This is a genomic window from Dietzia sp. 111N12-1 (assembly GCF_001658045.1).
Taxonomy (GTDB): Bacteria; Actinomycetota; Actinomycetes; order Mycobacteriales; family Mycobacteriaceae; genus Dietzia; species Dietzia kunjamensis.
The window spans coordinates 58511-75576 of the sequence record NZ_LSSV01000022.1 but is presented as its reverse complement, the minus strand read 5'-3'; the positions used below and the strand labels follow the sequence as shown (position 1 = coordinate 75576).

General features: G+C 73.2%; 15 protein-coding genes. 11 read left to right on the top strand and 4 right to left on the bottom strand.

Annotated features, from left to right (window positions below; all coding sequences use genetic code 11):
• Positions 1–209: 209 nt before the first annotated feature.
• The 4 genes from AYO52_RS04170 to ccsB all read left to right on the top strand — a co-directional run bounded on the left by AYO52_RS04170 (position 210) and on the right by ccsB (position 4566).
• Positions 210–1157: a formate/nitrite transporter family protein gene (locus AYO52_RS04170; protein WP_082923760.1), complete on the top strand. Its 948-nt coding sequence runs from the start codon at positions 210–212 to the stop codon at positions 1155–1157.
• Positions 1158–1238: 81 nt separating this feature from the next.
• Entirely contained in the window at positions 1239–1688 is a 450-nt protein-coding gene (gene cynS, locus AYO52_RS04165) for a cyanase (RefSeq protein WP_067713597.1), read from the top strand.
• 221 nt (positions 1689–1909) lie between these two features.
• The gene (locus AYO52_RS04160) at positions 1910–3571 is read left to right on the top strand and encodes a cytochrome c biogenesis protein ResB (protein ID WP_253701870.1); all 1662 of its coding nucleotides are present in this window, start codon (positions 1910–1912) and stop codon (positions 3569–3571) included.
• A complete protein-coding gene (ccsB, locus tag AYO52_RS04155) occupies positions 3568–4566 on the top strand; it encodes a c-type cytochrome biogenesis protein CcsB (RefSeq protein WP_067713592.1) in 999 nt (332 codons plus the stop codon). Before AYO52_RS04160 ends, ccsB begins: the two co-directional genes overlap by 4 nt.
• Here the strand turns inward: ccsB and AYO52_RS04150 are convergent.
• From AYO52_RS04150 to AYO52_RS04135, 4 genes are read right to left on the bottom strand one after another with little or no spacing between them, the layout of a single operon-like run.
• Complete coding sequence (locus tag AYO52_RS04150) at positions 4563–5234, bottom strand: ATP-binding cassette domain-containing protein (protein WP_067713588.1); 672 nt, start codon at positions 5232–5234, stop codon at positions 4563–4565. The two genes, ccsB and AYO52_RS04150, sit on opposite strands and share 4 nt — an antisense overlap.
• The gene (locus AYO52_RS18515) at positions 5231–6799 is read right to left on the bottom strand and encodes an ATP-binding cassette domain-containing protein (protein ID WP_067713585.1); all 1569 of its coding nucleotides are present in this window, start codon (positions 6797–6799) and stop codon (positions 5231–5233) included. Before AYO52_RS18515 ends, AYO52_RS04150 begins: the two co-directional genes overlap by 4 nt.
• The gene (locus AYO52_RS04140; protein WP_253701867.1) at positions 6792–7817 is read right to left on the bottom strand and encodes an ABC transporter permease; all 1026 of its coding nucleotides are present in this window, start codon (positions 7815–7817) and stop codon (positions 6792–6794) included. The genes AYO52_RS18515 and AYO52_RS04140 overlap by 8 nt, the downstream gene beginning before the upstream one ends.
• On the bottom strand, positions 7784–9442 hold the full coding sequence (locus AYO52_RS04135; RefSeq protein ID WP_067713584.1) for an ABC transporter substrate-binding protein: 1659 nt from the start codon (positions 9440–9442) through the stop codon (positions 7784–7786). The genes AYO52_RS04140 and AYO52_RS04135 overlap by 34 nt, the downstream gene beginning before the upstream one ends.
• Positions 9443–9552: 110 nt before the next feature.
• Here AYO52_RS04135 and AYO52_RS04130 point away from each other — a divergent pair, with 110 nt between their 5' ends.
• The 7 genes from AYO52_RS04130 to AYO52_RS04100 all read left to right on the top strand — a co-directional run bounded on the left by AYO52_RS04130 (position 9553) and on the right by AYO52_RS04100 (position 17012).
• A complete protein-coding gene (locus AYO52_RS04130; RefSeq protein ID WP_067713580.1) occupies positions 9553–9840 on the top strand; it encodes a helix-turn-helix transcriptional regulator in 288 nt (95 codons plus the stop codon).
• Between the two features lie 47 nt (positions 9841–9887).
• Positions 9888–11063, top strand: a complete 1176-nt coding sequence (locus AYO52_RS04125; protein ID WP_067713577.1) for an XdhC family protein — start codon at positions 9888–9890, stop codon at positions 11061–11063.
• Between the two features lie 128 nt (positions 11064–11191).
• Entirely contained in the window at positions 11192–12565 is a 1374-nt protein-coding gene (locus AYO52_RS04120) for an aldolase (RefSeq protein WP_067713574.1), read from the top strand.
• A complete protein-coding gene (allB, locus tag AYO52_RS04115; RefSeq protein WP_067713572.1) occupies positions 12562–13935 on the top strand; it encodes an allantoinase AllB in 1374 nt (457 codons plus the stop codon). Before AYO52_RS04120 ends, allB begins: the two co-directional genes overlap by 4 nt.
• On the top strand, positions 13932–14999 hold the full coding sequence (alc, locus tag AYO52_RS04110; RefSeq protein ID WP_067713569.1) for an allantoicase: 1068 nt from the start codon (positions 13932–13934) through the stop codon (positions 14997–14999). The genes allB and alc overlap by 4 nt, the downstream gene beginning before the upstream one ends.
• A gap of 154 nt (positions 15000–15153) precedes the next feature.
• Positions 15154–16218 (top strand): isopenicillin N synthase family oxygenase, encoded by a 1065-nt coding sequence (locus tag AYO52_RS04105; protein ID WP_067713566.1) that lies wholly within the window; start codon positions 15154–15156, stop codon positions 16216–16218.
• Positions 16218–17012 carry an alpha/beta fold hydrolase gene (locus AYO52_RS04100; RefSeq protein WP_067713564.1) on the top strand — a complete coding sequence of 265 codons (795 nt, stop codon included), beginning with the start codon at positions 16218–16220 and terminating at the stop codon, positions 17010–17012. The genes AYO52_RS04105 and AYO52_RS04100 overlap by 1 nt, the downstream gene beginning before the upstream one ends.
• The last annotated feature ends 54 nt before the right edge of the window (positions 17013–17066 follow it).

Sequence of the window (17066 nt, the reverse complement as noted above, 5' to 3'; positions counted from 1 at the left end):
CGCAGACGAGAAGCCTTCACGGTGTGCCGACCCGGGAACATCGGCGCTGCCGGCCTGCGTCATCGGCCGGGCGGCGCCGGCCTCACGGGAGATCCCCCGCGCGGTGAGCAAAGGGTAACCAGCCCACACAGCGAGGTCACCAACCAGACACACAGACCTCCCAGACTTGGCGCGGTACGACCACCACCGCCGCACAGCTGGAGGCACCCGTGTCCTACGTCCAACCCCAGGACTTCACCCGCGCGATGATCGACGCCGGGGCGAAGAAGGTCCACATGTCCACCCGCGACACACTCATCCGCGGATTCATGGCCGGCGCGATCCTCGCGCTCGCGGCGGCATTCGCCGTCACCGTCACCGTCCAGACCGGCAGTGCACTCCTCGGAGCAGTGCTGTTCCCGGTCGGCTTCATCCTCCTGTACCTGCTGGGCTTCGACCTGCTCACAGGCGTGTTCACCCTCGTGCCACTGGCCCTGCTCGACAAGCGCCGCGGCGTCACGGTCGGGGGCATGCTGCGCAACTGGGGACTGGTCTTCGTCGGCAACTTCGCCGGCGCGCTGACCGTGGCGTTCCTCATCGCGTTCATCACCACCTACGGATTCAACGTCGCCCCGGACGAGGTGGGCCAGCGGCTCGGCGAGATCGGTGAATCCCGCACGCTGGGCTACGCCGAGCACGGTGCAGCCGGGATGTTGACACTGTTTTTCCGCGGCGTGCTGTGCAACTGGATGGTCTCCACCGGCGTGGTCGCCGCCATGATGTCCACCAGCGTCAGCGGCAAGGCACTGACTATGTGGATGCCCGTGATGCTGTTCTTCTACATGGGCTTCGAGCACTCCGTGGTCAACATGTTCCTGTTCCCGACCGGCCTGATGCTGGGCGGCGACTTCTCCCTCGGCGACTACGTCGTGTGGAACGAGATCCCGACCGTTGCCGGCAACCTCGTGGGCGGGCTGCTGTTCGTGGGACTGACCCTCTACGTCACCCACGCGCGCACCAAGGCCCGGCGGACGTCGTCCCCCGACACGGACACGGACGCGGTCGGTGCTCCGGATACCGACAGCGAGCCCGCCACCACCGAGCGAGCCGCCACCGAGCGCGCGACGACCGAGCGAGCCGCCACCGAGCGCCCGACCACAGAGCCGGCCGCAGTCTGACCCCCGCGAGCCCGCCCGCCAGCCCCCGCGAGCCCGCCAGCCCACCCGCCAGCCCACCCGCCCACCGAGAGGATCCGTTCGATGACCCCCATCATGTCCAGGCACGAGGCCGCGGCGCTCGTGGACTCCGCCCGCATCCGCCAGGGCCGCACCTGGGCCAACCTGGCCGAGCATCTGGGGACCCCGCTGGTGTGGACCGCCGCGGCGCTACTCGGCCAGCACCCGCTGTCGACCGAGCAGGCACGGTCGGTGTGCGACCTCCTCGGCCTCGACGACGCCGTGGCGGAGAGCCTCGCCCTGCAGCCGAGCCGCGGCACACCGGCGGAGGTGATGGCCGATCCGACGATCTATCGGTTGACCGAGGCGGTGTCGGTGTACGGGCCGGCGCTCAAGGCGCTGATCCACGAGGAGTTCGGAGACGGGATCATGAGCGCGATCAACTTCACGGTCGACATCAACCGTCGCCCTGACCCCGACGGCGACCGCGTCGTGATCACGCTGGACGGGAAGTTCCTCGACTATCGGTGGTGACGGCCCCGACCGACCAGGAACCCCCCGACCGGCCAGGAACCCCCGCGGCGGGGGAGACTCCGGCGGCCGGCCGGAGACCCCCGCCACACCCGACGCGACCTCCTCGTGGTTGGCCGCACCCTGCCAGGATCCGCTCAGGTTCGTCCCACTAGCCTGGGTGCGACCGGCGCCGAGTCAGGCCCCGAGCCGCCTCGGCGCGCCGCGACCCGCAGATGGACCCCATGCCCAGAACCGCTGCCGTCACCGCGTTCCTCCGCAACGCGTGGCGCACCCTCACCGCCATGCGCACGGCGCTGATCTTGCTGTTCCTGTTGGCCGTCGCCGCCATCCCGGGCGCGCTCCTGCCACAGCGCAGCCTCAACGAGGGCAACGTCAACGAATACATCGCCGAGAACGGGTGGCTGGGCGAGACCTACGACAAGCTCCAACTGTTCGACGTCTTCAGCAGCTGGTGGTTCACCGCCATCTACGTCCTGCTGTTCGTCTCGCTGGTTGGCTGCCTCACCCCGCGTTGCTTCGAACTGGTCCGCCAGCTGCGCACGCCCCCGCCGCTGACCCCGCGCAACCTGTCCCGCCTGCCGCACCACGCCGCATACCGGACCACGGCCACGCCGGAGCAGGCCGCGGACCAGATCCGCCGCGAGCTCAAGGGCCGGGTCCGCCGCAACGACGGCGACGGCCGCGTCCCCGGCACCATCGAACTGTCCACCGAGCGCGGCTACTCGCGCGAGGTCGGCAACATCGTCTTCCACTTCGGCCTGCTCGCGCTGCTCGTCATGTTCGCGGCTGGCAAGTTCGTCTACGCCGAGGGCATGCGCGTCATCGTCGCCAATGAGGAGTCGCCGGCGTTCTGCAACACCACGCCCAGCGCGTACGACTCGTTCCGCGCTGGACTGCTGGTGGACGGCACGGACCTCGAACAGTTCTGCATCAAAGTGGAGGACTTCCGCGCCGACTACCTGCCCAACGGCCAGGCCGAGATGTTCACCTCCAACGTGCGCTACACGGAGGAGGTCGCCACGACCGACCCCGACACGTGGAAGCCGTTCGAGATGCGGGTCAACCACCCGCTGCGCATCGGCTCCACGCGCGTCTACCTGCAGGGTCACGGCTTCGCGCCGACGTTCACGGTGACGTTCCCGAACGGCGAGACCCGCACGGACACCCAGCACTGGTCACCGACCGAGCTGCAGACGTTCCTGTCCTCGGGCATCATGCGCTTCGACCCGCCGGCCGGCATGTACCCCGATCTGGCCGAGCGGCGCACGCAGCAGATCGCCATCCAGGGCCTGTTCGCGCCGACCGCCCAGTTCGACGGCACCCTGCTGAGCTCGCGGTTCCCGCGCATGGACGACCCGGCGGTGGCGATCGACGTCTACCGCGGCGACGCCGGCCTGGACACGGGCCGCCCGCAGTCGGTCTTCTCGCTCGAGCCGGACCTCATCGAGTCCGGCGCGCTCAACCGCGAGGCGCGCGTCAACCTCAAGCCCGGCGAATCCACGACCCTGCCCGACGGCACGGAGGTCCGCTTCGACGGCGCCGAGGAGTTCGTCAACATCCAGGTCTCCTCCGACCCCACGCAGATTTGGGTGGGGGTGTCGGCCGCCGTGATGATGGCGGGGTTGGTGCTCAGCCTGATGGTGCGGCGCCGGAGGATCTGGGCGCGGGTGAGTGTCGACGACGACGAGGTCACCCGTGTCGATCTGGGTGGCCTGGCCAAGACGGACCGATCGGGCTGGGGGAGCGAGTTCGACGAGCTCCGGGACCGGCTGGTCTCGGCGGCGGCTGCCACACCCGTGTTGCCGGGTGAGGCCGACACGGGCCACACTTCAACTAGTCGCGGTACCGCCGCCGACGCTGCGCGGAAGGACGACACCCGGTGATCACTTCGACCCTCGCACAGGGCCTGCCCATCGACGAGACGCTGGCCACCTACTCGGACCTGGCGTTCCGGACGGCGTTCGGGATCTACGTACTGGCGCTGATCGCGTCGCTGATCTACTACGCGGGTTTCCGCGTGGCCAAGGTCTCGGAGAAGGAGCTGGTCACGGCCGGTGGGACCGGGCTGACGGAGTCGCGGTCCCTCACCGACACCGGCGACGAGGAGCGGGCCTCGGCCGGCAACGTGCGCTGGGCGCGGATCGCGCAGCTGTTCGTGGTGCTCGGGTTCGTGTTCCACGCCGCGTCCCTCGTCCTGCGGGGGCTGTCCACGGAGCGGTTCCCGTGGGGCAACATGTACGAGTTCATCCTGGGCAGCACGCTGTTGGCGGTGGCGGCGGGGCTGATCTGGCTGCGCAAGCCCGCACTGCAGGTGGTGTGGCCGTATCTGCTGGTGCCGATCCTGGTGCTGCTGTTCTTCGGCGGGACGCACCTGTACTCGGATGCCGCTCCCGTGGTGCCGGCGCTGCGCTCGTACTGGCTGCCGATCCACGTGTCGATCATCGCGCTGGGCTCGGGCATCCTGCTCATCCCCGGTGTCGTGTCGATCATGTACCTCATCCGCGTGTGGCAGCCGCAGGGGCAGGAGCACGGGTGGGGCGCCCGCCTGGCCCGTCCACTGCCGGCAGCCGAGACCCTGGACCGCCTGGCGTACCGCACCACGGTCATCGGCTTCCCGGTCTTCGGCGTGGGCATCCTGCTCGGCGCCGTGTGGGCCGAGAGCGCGTGGGGCCGCTTCTGGGGCTGGGACCCCAAGGAGACGGTGTCGTTCATCTCGTGGGTGCTCTACGCGGGCTACCTGCACGCCCGTGCGACCAGCGGCTGGGGCCCCAAGAAGGCGGCGTGGATCAACATCGCCGGCTTCGCCGTGCTGGTGTTCAACCTGTTCTTCATCAACATCGTGGTCTCGGGCCTGCACTCCTACGCCGGGCTGAACTAGCTCCCGGCGGCGTCGCCCATCGTGTGGACGACGTCGGCCCAGTCGGCCGCGAGCCGCTGATCATGGGTGATCGCGAGGACGCCGAGCCCCCCGTCGGCGCGGGCCCGCAGGACGCCCGCGATCGCGTTCGTGCTCTCGGGGTCCAGATGCGCGGTGGCCTCGTCGGCGATCAGGTAACGCGGCCGCTGGGCCAGCGCCCGGGCGAGGCAGGCGCGGTGGAGTTGTCCGCCGGAGACCTGTTCGGGCCGTCGGTCGAGTAAGCCGGGGTCCAGTCCGACCTCCCCGGCGAGCGCGTCCACGTCCACCGGGCTCCCGCGCAGCCGTCCGGGGAGCGCGATCATCCGGCGGAGCGTCATCCGGGGGTCCGCCGACGCCATCGGATCCTGATCCAGCAGCGCCGTGTGCCCGGGCAGTCGGCCGCGCCGGCGCCGCACCTCCCGCACACCCGGGCCGTCGGTCGGCGCGCCGGGTTCGTCCGTCACCGTCACCGTCCCGGCGGTGGGGGCCAGCAGCCCGGCGAGCAGGTGCGCGAGGGTGGTCTTGCCGCTTCCGGAGGGCCCCACGAGCGCGGTGACCCGGCCCCCGCGCACGGTCAGGTCGGTCGGCGGCAACGCGAATCCGTCGGGTCCGGCGTGCCGGAAGGCGACCCCGCGTGCGGACAGCGTCATGACGACACCAATTCCGCGACCGGCCGGAGCCGCCCGCCACGCATCTCGAGTACCTCGTCGGCGACGCCACTCTCCGCGATCGCGGCGTGGTCGTGGGTCACGAGTAGCACTGCGAGCCCGGTGTCGTCGGCCAGTCGGCGCAGCGTCGTCAGGACGGCAAGGGCCAGGTCGGCGTCCAGGCCGGTGGTGGGTTCGTCGGCGAGCAGGACGGTGGGGTTCGTGCTCAGCGCGGCCGCGATCGCCATCCGGCGCAGCTGGCCGCCGGAGAGTTGGTGCGGGTACCGGTCGGCCAGGGCGGGATTGACCCTCACGAGCCGGCACAGGGCGTCGACGTCAGGGGCGCGGCGGTCGCCGCGGCCCCGGCGCCCAACGGCGAGTCCTTCCTCGAGCTGCCCCCGCAGGTGCCGGGTCGGGGTGAACGCGGCCGCGGCGGACTGGGGGACGTGACCGGTCGACCCGCCGGAGCCCAGCGCCACCCGGCCTGCGGTGATCGCGCCCGCAGGGGTCATCCCGGCGCAGGCGTCGAGCAGGCTGGACTTGCCGGCGCCCGACGGCCCGATGATCGCCACGACCCGGCCCGTCTCGATCCGCAGGGATGCCCCGTCGATCGCCCGCACCGAGCCCGGGCCCCGGTGCGCCACCACGAGATCGTCCACCGTCAGGCTCGCCCGGCTGGAGCCCACCTCGTCGTCGTCGTCGTCGCGGTGGTGGTCGCCGGGGTTGTGGTCACCCACGGGGGCCCCGCGCCGCACCCACCCGCGCCCCGGCGTCCCGGGCCCAAGCAGCGCGACCGCCACGGTCACCGCGATGAGCGCGGCGGTGGGGAAGGCCAGCGGCCACCACCGGCCGAGCAGGAGGCCGGACTGGGACAGCGCGACCAGTGTGCCGAGGCTGGGCCGTTCGGGCGGCATCCCGATGCCGAGGAACGACAGGGTCGACTCGTGCCACACGGCGTGCGGGATCATGAGCACCATCGCGAGGCCGGCCTGTCCGACCACGGCCGGCAGGACGTGCCACCGCGCGAGCTGCAGCGGGGACGCCCCGGCGACGCGGGAGGCGGCGACGTACTGCGACGCCATGATCTGCTGCGCCTCGGCCCGCACCACCCGCGCGACGGCCGGCCAGTGCGTCAGCGCCAGGGCCACCACGATGGCGGCGAGCGAGCCCCGGAACAGCGCCACAACCACGACCGTGGCGAGCAGGTGCGGCACGGCGGCGACGGCGTCGGTGCACCGCATGAGTGCCGCGTCGACCCGGCCACCGCACGCCGCCGCTCCGGCGCCCACCGCCACCCCGAGCACTCCGGCGAGCACCGCGGCGCCCGCGGCGACCGCGAGCGACACCCGCAGCGCCTGCGCCACCCGGACGGACAGGTCGTGCCCCAGCCCGTCGGTGCCCATCGGGTGCGCCCACGTCGGCGGCAGGTCGGCTGACAGGTACCCGGACGACGCCATATCGGCGGGCGCGATCGCGGGCCACACCAGGGCGAACGCCACCACGGCCACGAGCATCACCCCGCCCGCCGCCCGCAGGCCAGCCACCCGCCCCACCGCCCGATCACGCATCGATCCGCACCCTCGGGTCGGCGACGAGCAGCAGGCAGTCGGCGAGCCACGTGCCGACCAGGACGGTGAGCGACGCCGCCACCGTCACCGCGGCGAGCAGCGCGAAGTCGGCCCCGAGCGCGGCGTCGACGGTCGCAGCCGCCACCCCGGGCCACGCGAAGACGGTCTCCACGACCAGCGATCCGACCATCACCTCGGGCACCCGCGAGCCCAGCAGCGCGATCAGCGGCGCACACGCGACGGGCGCGACGTGCCTGGTCAGAACGGTCCATCCGCTCAGTCCACGGGCCCGCGACTCGGCGACGGCCGGCGATGCCTCCGCGTCGAGCACCGCCCGCCGGAAAGCGAGCAGCATCCACGGCACCTGTCCGGCGGCCAGCACGAGCGCGGGCAGCATGCCGTACCGCACCACGCCTCCCACCGTGGCCGCCTGTCCGGGCGGGGCCGCGCCGGAGACGGGCAGCCACCCCAGCGCCACCGAGAACACCGCCACCGAGCCCAGGGCCAGCGCGAACGTCGGGATCGAACTCAGCGTGACCGCCGCCCCGGCGAGCGCCCGGTCGACCGCGCCGTGGGGGCGCGCTGCCGCGATGAGGCCGGAGAGGACGACGACGACGAGGGCGATCCCCAGCCCCACCGCAGACAGTCCCACGGTCCACGGAAGTCGCTCGGTGAGTACGTCGAGCACCGGTTGGCGGTAGGTGGGGGAGTAGCCGGCGTCGCCTGTCGCCAGTCCCGCGATCCACTGTGTCCAGGCCTGCCACCAGGGCCGATCGGTGCCGAGGGCGGTGGCGGCGGCCGAGCGTTCGGCGTCGGTCAGGCGTTCGTAGCCGTCGCCGAGGTGGGCGGCCAGCGGGTCGAGTGGTGAGGCGTCGGCCATGACGAACGCCGCCAGCGTCACGGCGAGCACGACGATCGGCGCGGCGAGCGCCCGGCGGACCGTGACGCGGGCGAGTTCGGCCCGCCGTTCACGCAGTCGCCGGATCACGGGCGGGCCGTCCAGTGCGCGATCGCCCACCACGGTCCCCAGGTCGCGCCGTGGGAGTGCGGCTCGAGGATCGGGGCGGGCCCGGTGTGGCCGGTGTCGCGGACGAGATAGGTGTGGTCGAGAGTCACGAGGAACAGGTGCCCGGGGTTCTGGAGGTACGCCCGCTGGGCCTGCCGGTAGAGGCGGGTCCGTTCGGCCGGGTCGGCGGCGCGGCGGGCGGCGTCGAGGGCGCGGTCGACGTCCGCGTCGCCGTAGCCGCCGGGGTTGTCCAGCGGTCCGGACAGCGGGGTCGGCGAGTGCAGGGTCCGGTAGGCCTGGGTGTCGACGGTGTACGGGTTGTCGCCGCCGCCGAGCAGGACCGCCACCTCCCCGGCGCGGGCCTCGATCTCGTCCCACGTCCCGCCCCACAGTTCCACGGCCATGCCCACCTCGCGCAGCTGGTCGGCCACCGCCGAGGCGAGTTCGCGGCGCAGCGAGTCGGCGACGGGATAGGCCAGCACGAACTCGGCCCTGTCGGCGGAGCCCTCGCGGACCAGCACCCCGTCCGGCCCGGGCCGCCACCCGGCCTCCGCGAGCTGGCCCCGCGCGTCGGCCCGGCGCGCGGCCGGGTCCGCATCGGGCTGCTCGCCGGCTACGCCCACCGGTTCGAACTCCGGGTAGGCGTCGGTGATCGGCGAGGTGGCGGGCCGACCGTGCCCGGCCAGGACGTGCTCGACCAGCGACTCGCGGTCCACGGCCAGCGACAACGCGCGCCGGACCGCCGGGTCGCCGGTGAACGGGTGCGCGGTGGGCAAAGCCACGGCCCGCCAGTCCGCGCTGTTGACCGACACCAGCTCCAGCCCGTCGCGGTCGGCCAGCCCGGCAGCCAGTGCGGGTGGCAGGACGGTGCCGTCGACCTCGCCGGTGACGATCATCTGGGCGCGGGCGTTCTCGTCGGGCACCGATCGCAAGACGAGGGTGTCGACGTCGGGGGCGCCGTCGCGGTGGTCGGGATCGCCCACCAGCACGGCCTCGCCGGGGGAGAGGCGCTGGAGCCGGTAGGGGCCGGTGCCGACGGGCGCGGTGTTGAGCGGGGACTCCGCGGCCGGCCCCGGCGCGAGCAGTTCGGACGGGGCGATGCCGAGCAGCAGTCGCGCGGGCATCCCCGGGTCCGGTGCGTCGAGTCCGAACTCCACGGTGAGCGGGTCCGGCGTGCCGATCCGGGCGATCGACGTGTAGTCCGACGCGATCGGCGAGCCCGACACCGGATCGGCCACCGCCCGGTAGGTCGCCGCGACGTCCCCGGAATCGAGCGCGGTGCCGTCGTGGAACCGCACGCCCTCGCGCAGCCGGACGGTCCACGTGAGCCCGTCGTCGCTGACCTCCGGTTCGGCCACGGCCAGCGCGGGCACGAGGTCGGGCAGCGTCTTGTCGTCCGCGGCCGCCGGGCGCAGCAGCCCCTCGTACAGCAGCGAGACGCCGGTGGAGCCGTAGCCGGCGACCGGGTTGAACTCGTCCATCGGCGCCGAGTCGGCCAGCACGACCCGGTCGCCGCCGCTCCCGCCGCCGCTGCCACCACCCTCCCCGCCGTCACCAGCGGCGGACGGCATCGCGCATCCCGACGCGGCCAGGGCCACTGCGAGGCACACACCGGTGACGGCGTAGAACGGTCTCAAGTGCGTCTCCTACCCACGGGAGATACGTGTCCGGTCGGACACCTAGTGCGCCCGAGCGTAGAGGCGGAATGTGTCGCGGCTGTTACGGAGGAACCGATGGACGTGAACCGATGGACGTGAACGACTGGGCCGCGCGCTTCGACCTCCTCGCCGACCCCACCCGCCTCGGTCTCCTGGCCCACATTCACCACGCCGGGCCGGGGGTCGCGACGGTCTCCGACCTGGCCGACGCCGTCGGCATCACCCGCAACGCCGCCTCGCAGGCCCTGCGGATCCTGCGTGAACAGGGCTGGGTCGGCGCGACCCGCGACGACGCCGACGGCCGCATCGTGCACTACACCCTCGTCGACGACACGGTGCACCGGATCCTGCACCTCATGGGCGCGCGCCACGACTGAATCCCGGCGGTAACACCTCGGCAATGTGACCTCGCCATCCTGAGCGCATGGACATCCCCGTCGCCGAGACCCTGGCCCGCTGGCGCGCCGCCGGCGTCGCGTGTGCGCTGGCCCGGGTCGTCGCGACGGGCGGGTCGGCGCCGCTGGCCCCGGGCACGGCGATGGCGGTCGCCGCGACCGGAGAGCTGGTCGGTGGCGTCTCCGGCGGCTGCGTGGACGCGGCGGTGTACACGCTGTGCGAGCAGGTCATCGCCGACGGCTACCCCGCCCTCGCGCGCTTCGGCCCCGACGGCGACGAACTCCCCGACCACCTCCTCGACGTGGGCCCGACCTGCGGCGGATCGCTCGAGGTGTTCGTCGAACCCCTCGCCCCCGCGCCACCGCCGGGCCCCGCGCCACCGCCGGGCCCCGCGCCACCGCCGGGCCCCGCGCACCCCGTTGACCGACTGCTCGCCGCCGCGCGCGAGGGCCACGCCGTGGTCGCGGCCACCGTTCTGGACGGCCCGTGCGCCGGGCAGTGGATGGTGGCGGGGGGAGACGGCGGCACAGGGGTCGACGACGACGAGGCCCCGCCCTGGGCCGGCGGGCCGGTGGCCGCGGCGATCGCCGAGGGGCGCGGAACCGGCGTCGTCTTCGCCGCCCCTGCCGCCGCCCCTGCCGCCGACAGCGCTGCAGACGGCGCCGCCCTGCCGGCCCGCGTCTTCCTGCACCGGCTCGACCCGCCGCGGTTGCTGGTGTTCGGCGCGACCGCGTTCGCCGAGGCCCTCGTACCGATGGGTGCGCAGCTCGGGTACCGGGTGACGGTGTGCGATGCCCGACCGGTGTTCGCCGCCGCCGAGCGCTTCCCGGCGGCCGCCGAGGTGGTGCGGCGGTGGCCGCACCAGTACCTCGCCGGGACCCGCGTCGACGCCTCCACCGCGATCTGCGTCCTCACCCACGATCCCAGGTTCGACATCCCGCTGCTGGTCGAGGCGCTGCGGACCCGCGCCGGGTACATCGGCGCGATGGGCAGCCGACGCACCCACACCCAGCGGATGACGGACCTGCGCGCGGAGGGGGTCCCCGAGGCGGGGCTGCAGCGCGTGCACTCGCCGATCGGGCTGGACCTGGGCGCGCGAACTGCCGCGGAGACCGCGCTGTCGATCGCGGCCGAGCTCGTCGCCCATCGCCGGGGCGGGACCGGGGCACCGCTGGTGGGGATGGATGCCGCGATCCACCGGTGAGCGCCGTCGGGCGCATCCATTCGCGGCGTAACACGGGGGACACGCGTGGGTGACCATGGCGGAACCGTGCGTCGATAGACAGGTGTAGCGGGCGGGTCGCGCCCACCCCCTCGTTCCCAGGAGTACGCGTGAACCCACTCCCCACACCGGACCCGGTCGTCGGCCCGGACCCGGACGTCGTCCTCGCCGGCGTCGACGCCCGCCTCGCGGCCCACGACGCCGAGCAAGCCGAGCTGTTCCCCGGGCCGCCCACCGGTCGCCAACCCGTCCACACCCTGTACCTGCCCGCGGATCGCGTGCACGCCGGGATTGTCAGCGAAGTGGGCGCGGTCGCTCTCGCCGCGTTCGACGAACACCTGCCGGACCCCGCTGCCCTGCAGAGGGTGTTCAGGGCAGCCCAGGTCAGCGGCGATTCAGGCGGCGGCGATCTGGTGGCCCCGGCGGACGCCCCCGCGATTCACGCGCTGGTCCGGGCCAAGCTGGAGGTCGAACCGGTCGAGGACCTGCGCATCGACTTCGAGGACGGCTTCACCCAGCGGGATGTGCCCGCCGGGAGGCGTGACCGCGACGAGGACGGGCACGTGGACCGGGTGCTGGCCGAGGTGATCACCCGCTGGTCAGGGCGGTCGTCGTCGCCGCCGTTCTGGGGCGTGCGGTTCGGGTCCCTCGACCCGGCCACCCGCCGCCGGGGTGTCCTCACGTTCACCCGCGTGGTCGCCGGGCTGGCCGCCGCACCGGATCGCGACGCGCTGTTGGCGGGGTTCCGGCCCACCCTGCCCAAGGTCACGTCCGTCGATCAGGTGCGCGCGATGGTCGAGATGTGCCGCGACCTCGAGGCGGCCTGCGGGCTGCCCGGCCGCGCGCTGCGGTTCGAGATCCAGATCGAGACGCCGCAGTCGATCTGCGCGCCCGACGGATCGGCGCTGGTCGCCCGACTGGTCCACGCCGCCGACGGGCGCTGCATCGGCCTGCACTACGGCACCTACGACTACTCGGCCGCCTGCGGGATCGCCGCCGAGTACCAGGCCATGGACCACCCGGCCGCCGACCACGCCAAAGCCGTCATGCAGGTCGCCGCCGCCGGCACCGGGGTGGCGCTGTCCGACGGCTCCACCAACCGGCTGCCCGTCGGCGACGCGGAGGCGGTGCGCGCGGGGTGGCGTCTGCACGCGCGGCTGATCGACCGGTCACTGCGCCGCGGCTTCTACCAGGGCTGGGACCTGCATCCCGCGCAGCTGGTGTCCCGGTACGTGGCCACCTACGCCTTCTACCGGCGTTCGGTGCCGGCCGCGTGCGCGAGGATCGCCGCCTACCTCGGCACGGGCCCGGACGCCGGATACCTCGACGAACCCGCCACCGCCCGCGCCCTGGCCGACTTCTGCGTCCGCGCACTGGACTGCGGGGCCGTCACCGCGGACGAGATCACCACCCGCGCCGGCGTCGATCGCGCCGACCTGGCCGCGCTGACACGCCCGGGAACCGACCATGAGGAGAGCAGATGACCCACCCCGACCTGGTGATCCGGGCCCACCGGGCGATCGTCGACGGTGCCGAGCGGGAGGCCCTCGTCGTCGTCGCCGACGGCACCATCACCACCGTCGACGTGGCCCCGGGCGCACTCGACCGGGCACCCACCGGCGCCCACACGGTGACCCTGGCCCGCGACGTGGTCCTGCTGCCCGGCCTGGTCGACACCCACGTGCACGTCAACGAACCCGGACGCACCGACTGGGAGGGCTTCGCCAGCGCCACCCGCGCCGCGGCCCGCGGCGGCGTGACGACCCTGCTCGACATGCCCCTCAACTCCAGTCCCGTCACCACCAGCCCCGCTGCGCTCGACGCCAAACTCGGCAGCACGGTGGGCAAACTGCACGTCGACACCGGCTTCTGGGGCGGCGCGGTGCCGGAGAACCTCGGCCGGCTGCGCGAACTGTGGGACGGCGGCGTGTTCGGGTTCAAGTGCTTCCTGCTGCACTCCGGGATCGACGAGTTCCCGCCGCTGGACCCGGCGCAGATGCTCGCGGCGATGGCGGAGATCGCGTCGTTCGACGGCCTGTTGATCGTCCACGCCGAGGACGCCGGGACCATCGACGCCCAGACCCCGCCCGACGGGCCGGCATACGCCGGGTTCCTCGACTCGCGGCCCGTGTCGGCGGAGGTCCGCGCGGTGGCGCAGGTGATCGACGGCGTCCGGCGCACCGGGTGCCGCGCGCACATCCTGCACCTGTCCGCCGCCGACGCACTGCCGCTGATCCGCGCCGCCAAGGCCGAGGGGTTGCCGATCACCGTGGAGACGTGCCCGCACTACCTGTCGCTCTTCGCCGAGGAGATCCAACCCGGTGCCACCCACTACAAGTGTTGCCCGCCGATCCGGGAGGCCGGCAACCGCGAGGGACTGTGGGAGGGGCTGCGCGACGGGACCATCGATCTGGTGGTCTCCGACCACTCCCCGTGCGTGCCCGAGCTCAAGCGATTCGACACCGGCGACTTCGGCGAGGCGTGGGGCGGGATCGCCTCCGTCCAACTGGGCCTGCCGATCATGTGGTCCGAGGCCCGGCGCCGGGGGATGGGGCTGCCCGACGTGGTGCGGTGGATGGCCTCCGGGCCCGCCGCGTTCGTCGGCCTTCCCGACCGGGGGGCTATCCGTCCCGGCGCCCGCGCGGACCTGGTGGTCCTGGCCCCCGACGACGCCTTCGTGGTCCTGCCCGAGCGGCTGGAGCACAAGAACCCCGTGACCGCCTACGCCGAACGGGCCCTGGCCGGCGTCGTGCGCGAGGTCTACCTCGCCGGCCACCGCGTGGACCTGGACCGCCCCGCCGCGGGCCACCCGGTGTTCCGCCCCATCCCGTCCCGAACGGAGACCCACGCATGACCGAGCCCAGTCCGCCCGCCACGCCCGCCCGGCCCGACTTCCTCACGCTGCCGGACCTGGCCTCCCGCACCCTCGCGGGCGCGGTCGTCCACGCCGACGACGAGTTCTTCGCCGAGAAGGAGAACCTGCTCCTGCCCGGCGAGCCGGTCTTCGACCCGACCCTGTTCGGGCACAAGGGCAAGGTCTACGACGGTTGGGAGAGCCGTCGCCGTCGAACGCCGGGCGAGGACGCGGCGATCATCCGGCTCGGGGTGCCGGGCGTGGTCCGCGGCGTCGTGGTGGACACCGCCTTCTTCCGCGGCAACTACCCGCCGCAGGTCGCCCTCGACGGTGCGTGGGTCGAGGGCTACCCGGACGCCGAGCAGCTCGCCGCGGCATCGTGGCGGCCGCTGGTCCCGCCGTCCCCCGCGCAGGGCGACACCCGCAACGCCTACGCGGTGGCCGACGAGACGCCCGTGACCCACGTGCGGCTGCGGATGATCCCCGACGGGGGCATCGCCAGGCTGCGGGTGCACGGCGAACCCGCGCCGGACCCCCGGTTCCTGGCGGGCACAGTCGACCTGGCGGCGGCGGAGAACGGCGGGCGGATCGTCGACTGCTCCGACCTGTTCTACTCGTCACCGGCCAACATCATCGCCCCCGGCCGCTCCCGCCACATGGGCGAGGGCTGGGAGAACGCCCGCCGCCGCGACGACGGCAACGACCACGTCACCATTGCCCTGGCCGGCCAGGGCACGGTCGATCACGTGGAGATCGACACCTCCTATTACGTCGGCAACGCCCCCGGATCGGCGTCCCTGCACGGCATCCGCAGGGCCGAGGACCTCGACCGCCCCGAGACCTGGGTCGAGTTGGTGCCCCGCACCCCGCTGCAGCCCGATTGCCGCCACCGGTTCCTCGTCGGGGCCCCCGCCGGCCCCGACACTCCCGGCACAGACCCCGACCCCGTCCGGTTCGTCCGCATCGACGTCTTCCCCGACGGCGGCATCGCGCGACTCCGGGTGCACGGGCGGCTCACGGCGGACGCGCTCGAGGCGATGGCCGCCCGGCTCCCGCGGAGCTGACCGTTAATGCGGTGGTCACACGCGGGTGACGGCGACGGAACCCGCCCTCGGTAGACATGGTCGTGCACCGGCCCCCACCCCGCGTGGTGGGCGCCGCGGCCCGGCACACCGGCCCCCGTCACCTCGGCCGGCCACTCCGCCACAGGAGAAGCTCATGACCACTGATCACCCCGGTTTCCACGTCCCCACGGTGGACCTGTCTCCCTACGTCGTCGGCGGGTCCGCGGACGACCGCGCCCGGGTCGCCCGCGAGATCGACGAGGCCTGCTCGACCGTCGGGTTCATACAGATCGTCGGCCACGGTGTGGCCCCCGCGGTGATCGACGGTCTGGCGGGCGCGATCGATGACTTCTTCGCCCTGCCCCTCGAGGCCAAGAAGGCCTACCGCGTGGCCGATGCGAACCGCGGGTACAGCCCGCCCAGGAGCGAGTCGCTCAGTCTGAGCCTCGGGGTGGAGTCCGCGGGGCGGATGAACGACTTCTTCGAGGCGTTCAACGTGGGGGTCGAGGCACGCTCGTTCGTCGGTCTGGACCTGTCGGAGGACGACTACGGGATCAACGTGTGGCCCGATCTCCCCGGTGGCCGGCGGCCCGGTTTCCGCGAGCGGGTCGATGCCTACTTCGCCGAGGCCTCCCGTGTCGCGCGCACGCTCACCCGCGTCTTCGCCGACGCCCTCGGCCAGCCCGCGGGGTATTTCGAGCAGCTCACCGACCACTCGATCGACGTTCTCCGCATGGTCAACTACGCCCTCGACGAGGGGCCCGTCTCGCTCGACGGCGAACTCAAGGGAATGGGCGAGCACACCGACTTCGGTCTGGTCACGGTCCTGTGGGCCGACCGGGTTGCCGGTCTCCAGGTCCTCGGCACCGACGGCGTCTGGCACGACGTCCAGCCCGTGGAGGACGGCCTGCTGGTCAACCTCGGCGACCTCACCGCGCGGCTGACCAACGACCGGTGGATGTCGACCCTGCACCGCGTGGCGCCACCGATCGTCGACGGCCGCATCGTCCGCCGCCGCTCGGCCGCGTTCTTTCACGACGGCAACGTCGACGCCGTGGTGGCCACCCTGCCCGAGTTCGTGGGCACCGACGGCGACGCCTACGAGCCCGTCACCGTCCGCGAACACATCGCAGCCAAGCTCGCCGGGTCCCGGCACGGCAAGGCCAATACCGCGGCGGTTCGCGAGGCGGCCCGGGTCCTGGCGGCGTCGGCCCGGTAATGGAGGTCGACACCGTGACGGACGTGGTGTTGGTCCACGGCGCGTGGGCCGGCGGCTGGGTGTGGGACACCGTCACCGGTCCGCTCCGTGCGGCCGGCCTCCGCCCCCATGTGGTCGACCTACCGGGCGTTGGCGGCGACGACGACGAGGTGGTCGACCTCGACACCCTGGCCGACCATGTCTCGGCACTCGTGCGGCTTCTCGAACGACCTGCCGTTCTCGTGGGGCACTCCGGCGGCGGGGTCGTGGTGACCCGGGTCGCCGAACTGATTCCGGACCGGGTCGCCGGGGTCGCCTTCGTCGCCGGGATGATGTTGCCCTCGGGGGTGGACTTCGCCCAGCTCTGTGCGGGGATCGGCCTGCCTCCGGATGTGGGGATCTCCCGGTGGCTCGAGTCGAGCGCCGACGGCCGCATGACCTCGGTCCCGCCCGAGGCCGCGGCGGCGGTGTTCTTCCACGACGCCCTGGAGGGGGAGGCGATCGCTGCCGCGCGACGGTTGCGTCCGCAGCGGGAGAGCGCCCGGCTGATCTCCGCCGCCTGGACCCCTGCGCGCTTCGGCGCCCTGCCGCGGTTGTACGTCGAAGCCACCGGGGATCGCACCGTGCCGATCATCGCGCAGCGACGCATGCAGCAGCTCACCCCCGGTGCCCGGGTGGTCACGCTCCACACGGGCCACGTCCCGCAGCTGTCCGCACCGGGCCCACTGTGCGCGGCGCTGGCGAGCTTCACGCGGGACGTCGCCGCCGGCGACGCGGATCGGCCGGCGCGCCACACCGCCCTCACGTCGGCGTAACACGGCGGAAAAGCGCTGGTGTCAGACTCGGAGGCGACACCGCGGCGGTGCGGT

Bases quoted from the DNA above. Each gene is read 5' to 3' on its own strand.
- AYO52_RS18515 (WP_067713585.1), bottom strand. From the start codon at position 6,799: ATGCGTGATCGGGCGGTGGGGCGGGTGGCTGGCCTGCGGGCGGCGGGC.
- alc (WP_067713569.1), top strand. From the start codon at position 13,932: ATGACCGAGCCCAGTCCGCCCGCCACGCCCGCCCGGCCCGACTTCCTC.
- AYO52_RS04125 (WP_067713577.1), top strand. From the start codon at position 9,888: ATGGACATCCCCGTCGCCGAGACCCTGGCCCGCTGGCGCGCCGCCGGC.
- cynS (WP_067713597.1), top strand. From the start codon at position 1,239: ATGACCCCCATCATGTCCAGGCACGAGGCCGCGGCGCTCGTGGACTCC.
- AYO52_RS04160 (WP_253701870.1), top strand. From the start codon at position 1,910: ATGCCCAGAACCGCTGCCGTCACCGCGTTCCTCCGCAACGCGTGGCGC.
- AYO52_RS04130 (WP_067713580.1), top strand. From the start codon at position 9,553: ATGGACGTGAACGACTGGGCCGCGCGCTTCGACCTCCTCGCCGACCCC.
- allB (WP_067713572.1), top strand. From the start codon at position 12,562: ATGACCCACCCCGACCTGGTGATCCGGGCCCACCGGGCGATCGTCGAC.
- AYO52_RS04150 (WP_067713588.1), bottom strand. From the start codon at position 5,234: ATGACGCTGTCCGCACGCGGGGTCGCCTTCCGGCACGCCGGACCCGAC.
- AYO52_RS04100 (WP_067713564.1), top strand. From the start codon at position 16,218: ATGGAGGTCGACACCGTGACGGACGTGGTGTTGGTCCACGGCGCGTGG.
- AYO52_RS04105 (WP_067713566.1), top strand. From the start codon at position 15,154: ATGACCACTGATCACCCCGGTTTCCACGTCCCCACGGTGGACCTGTCT.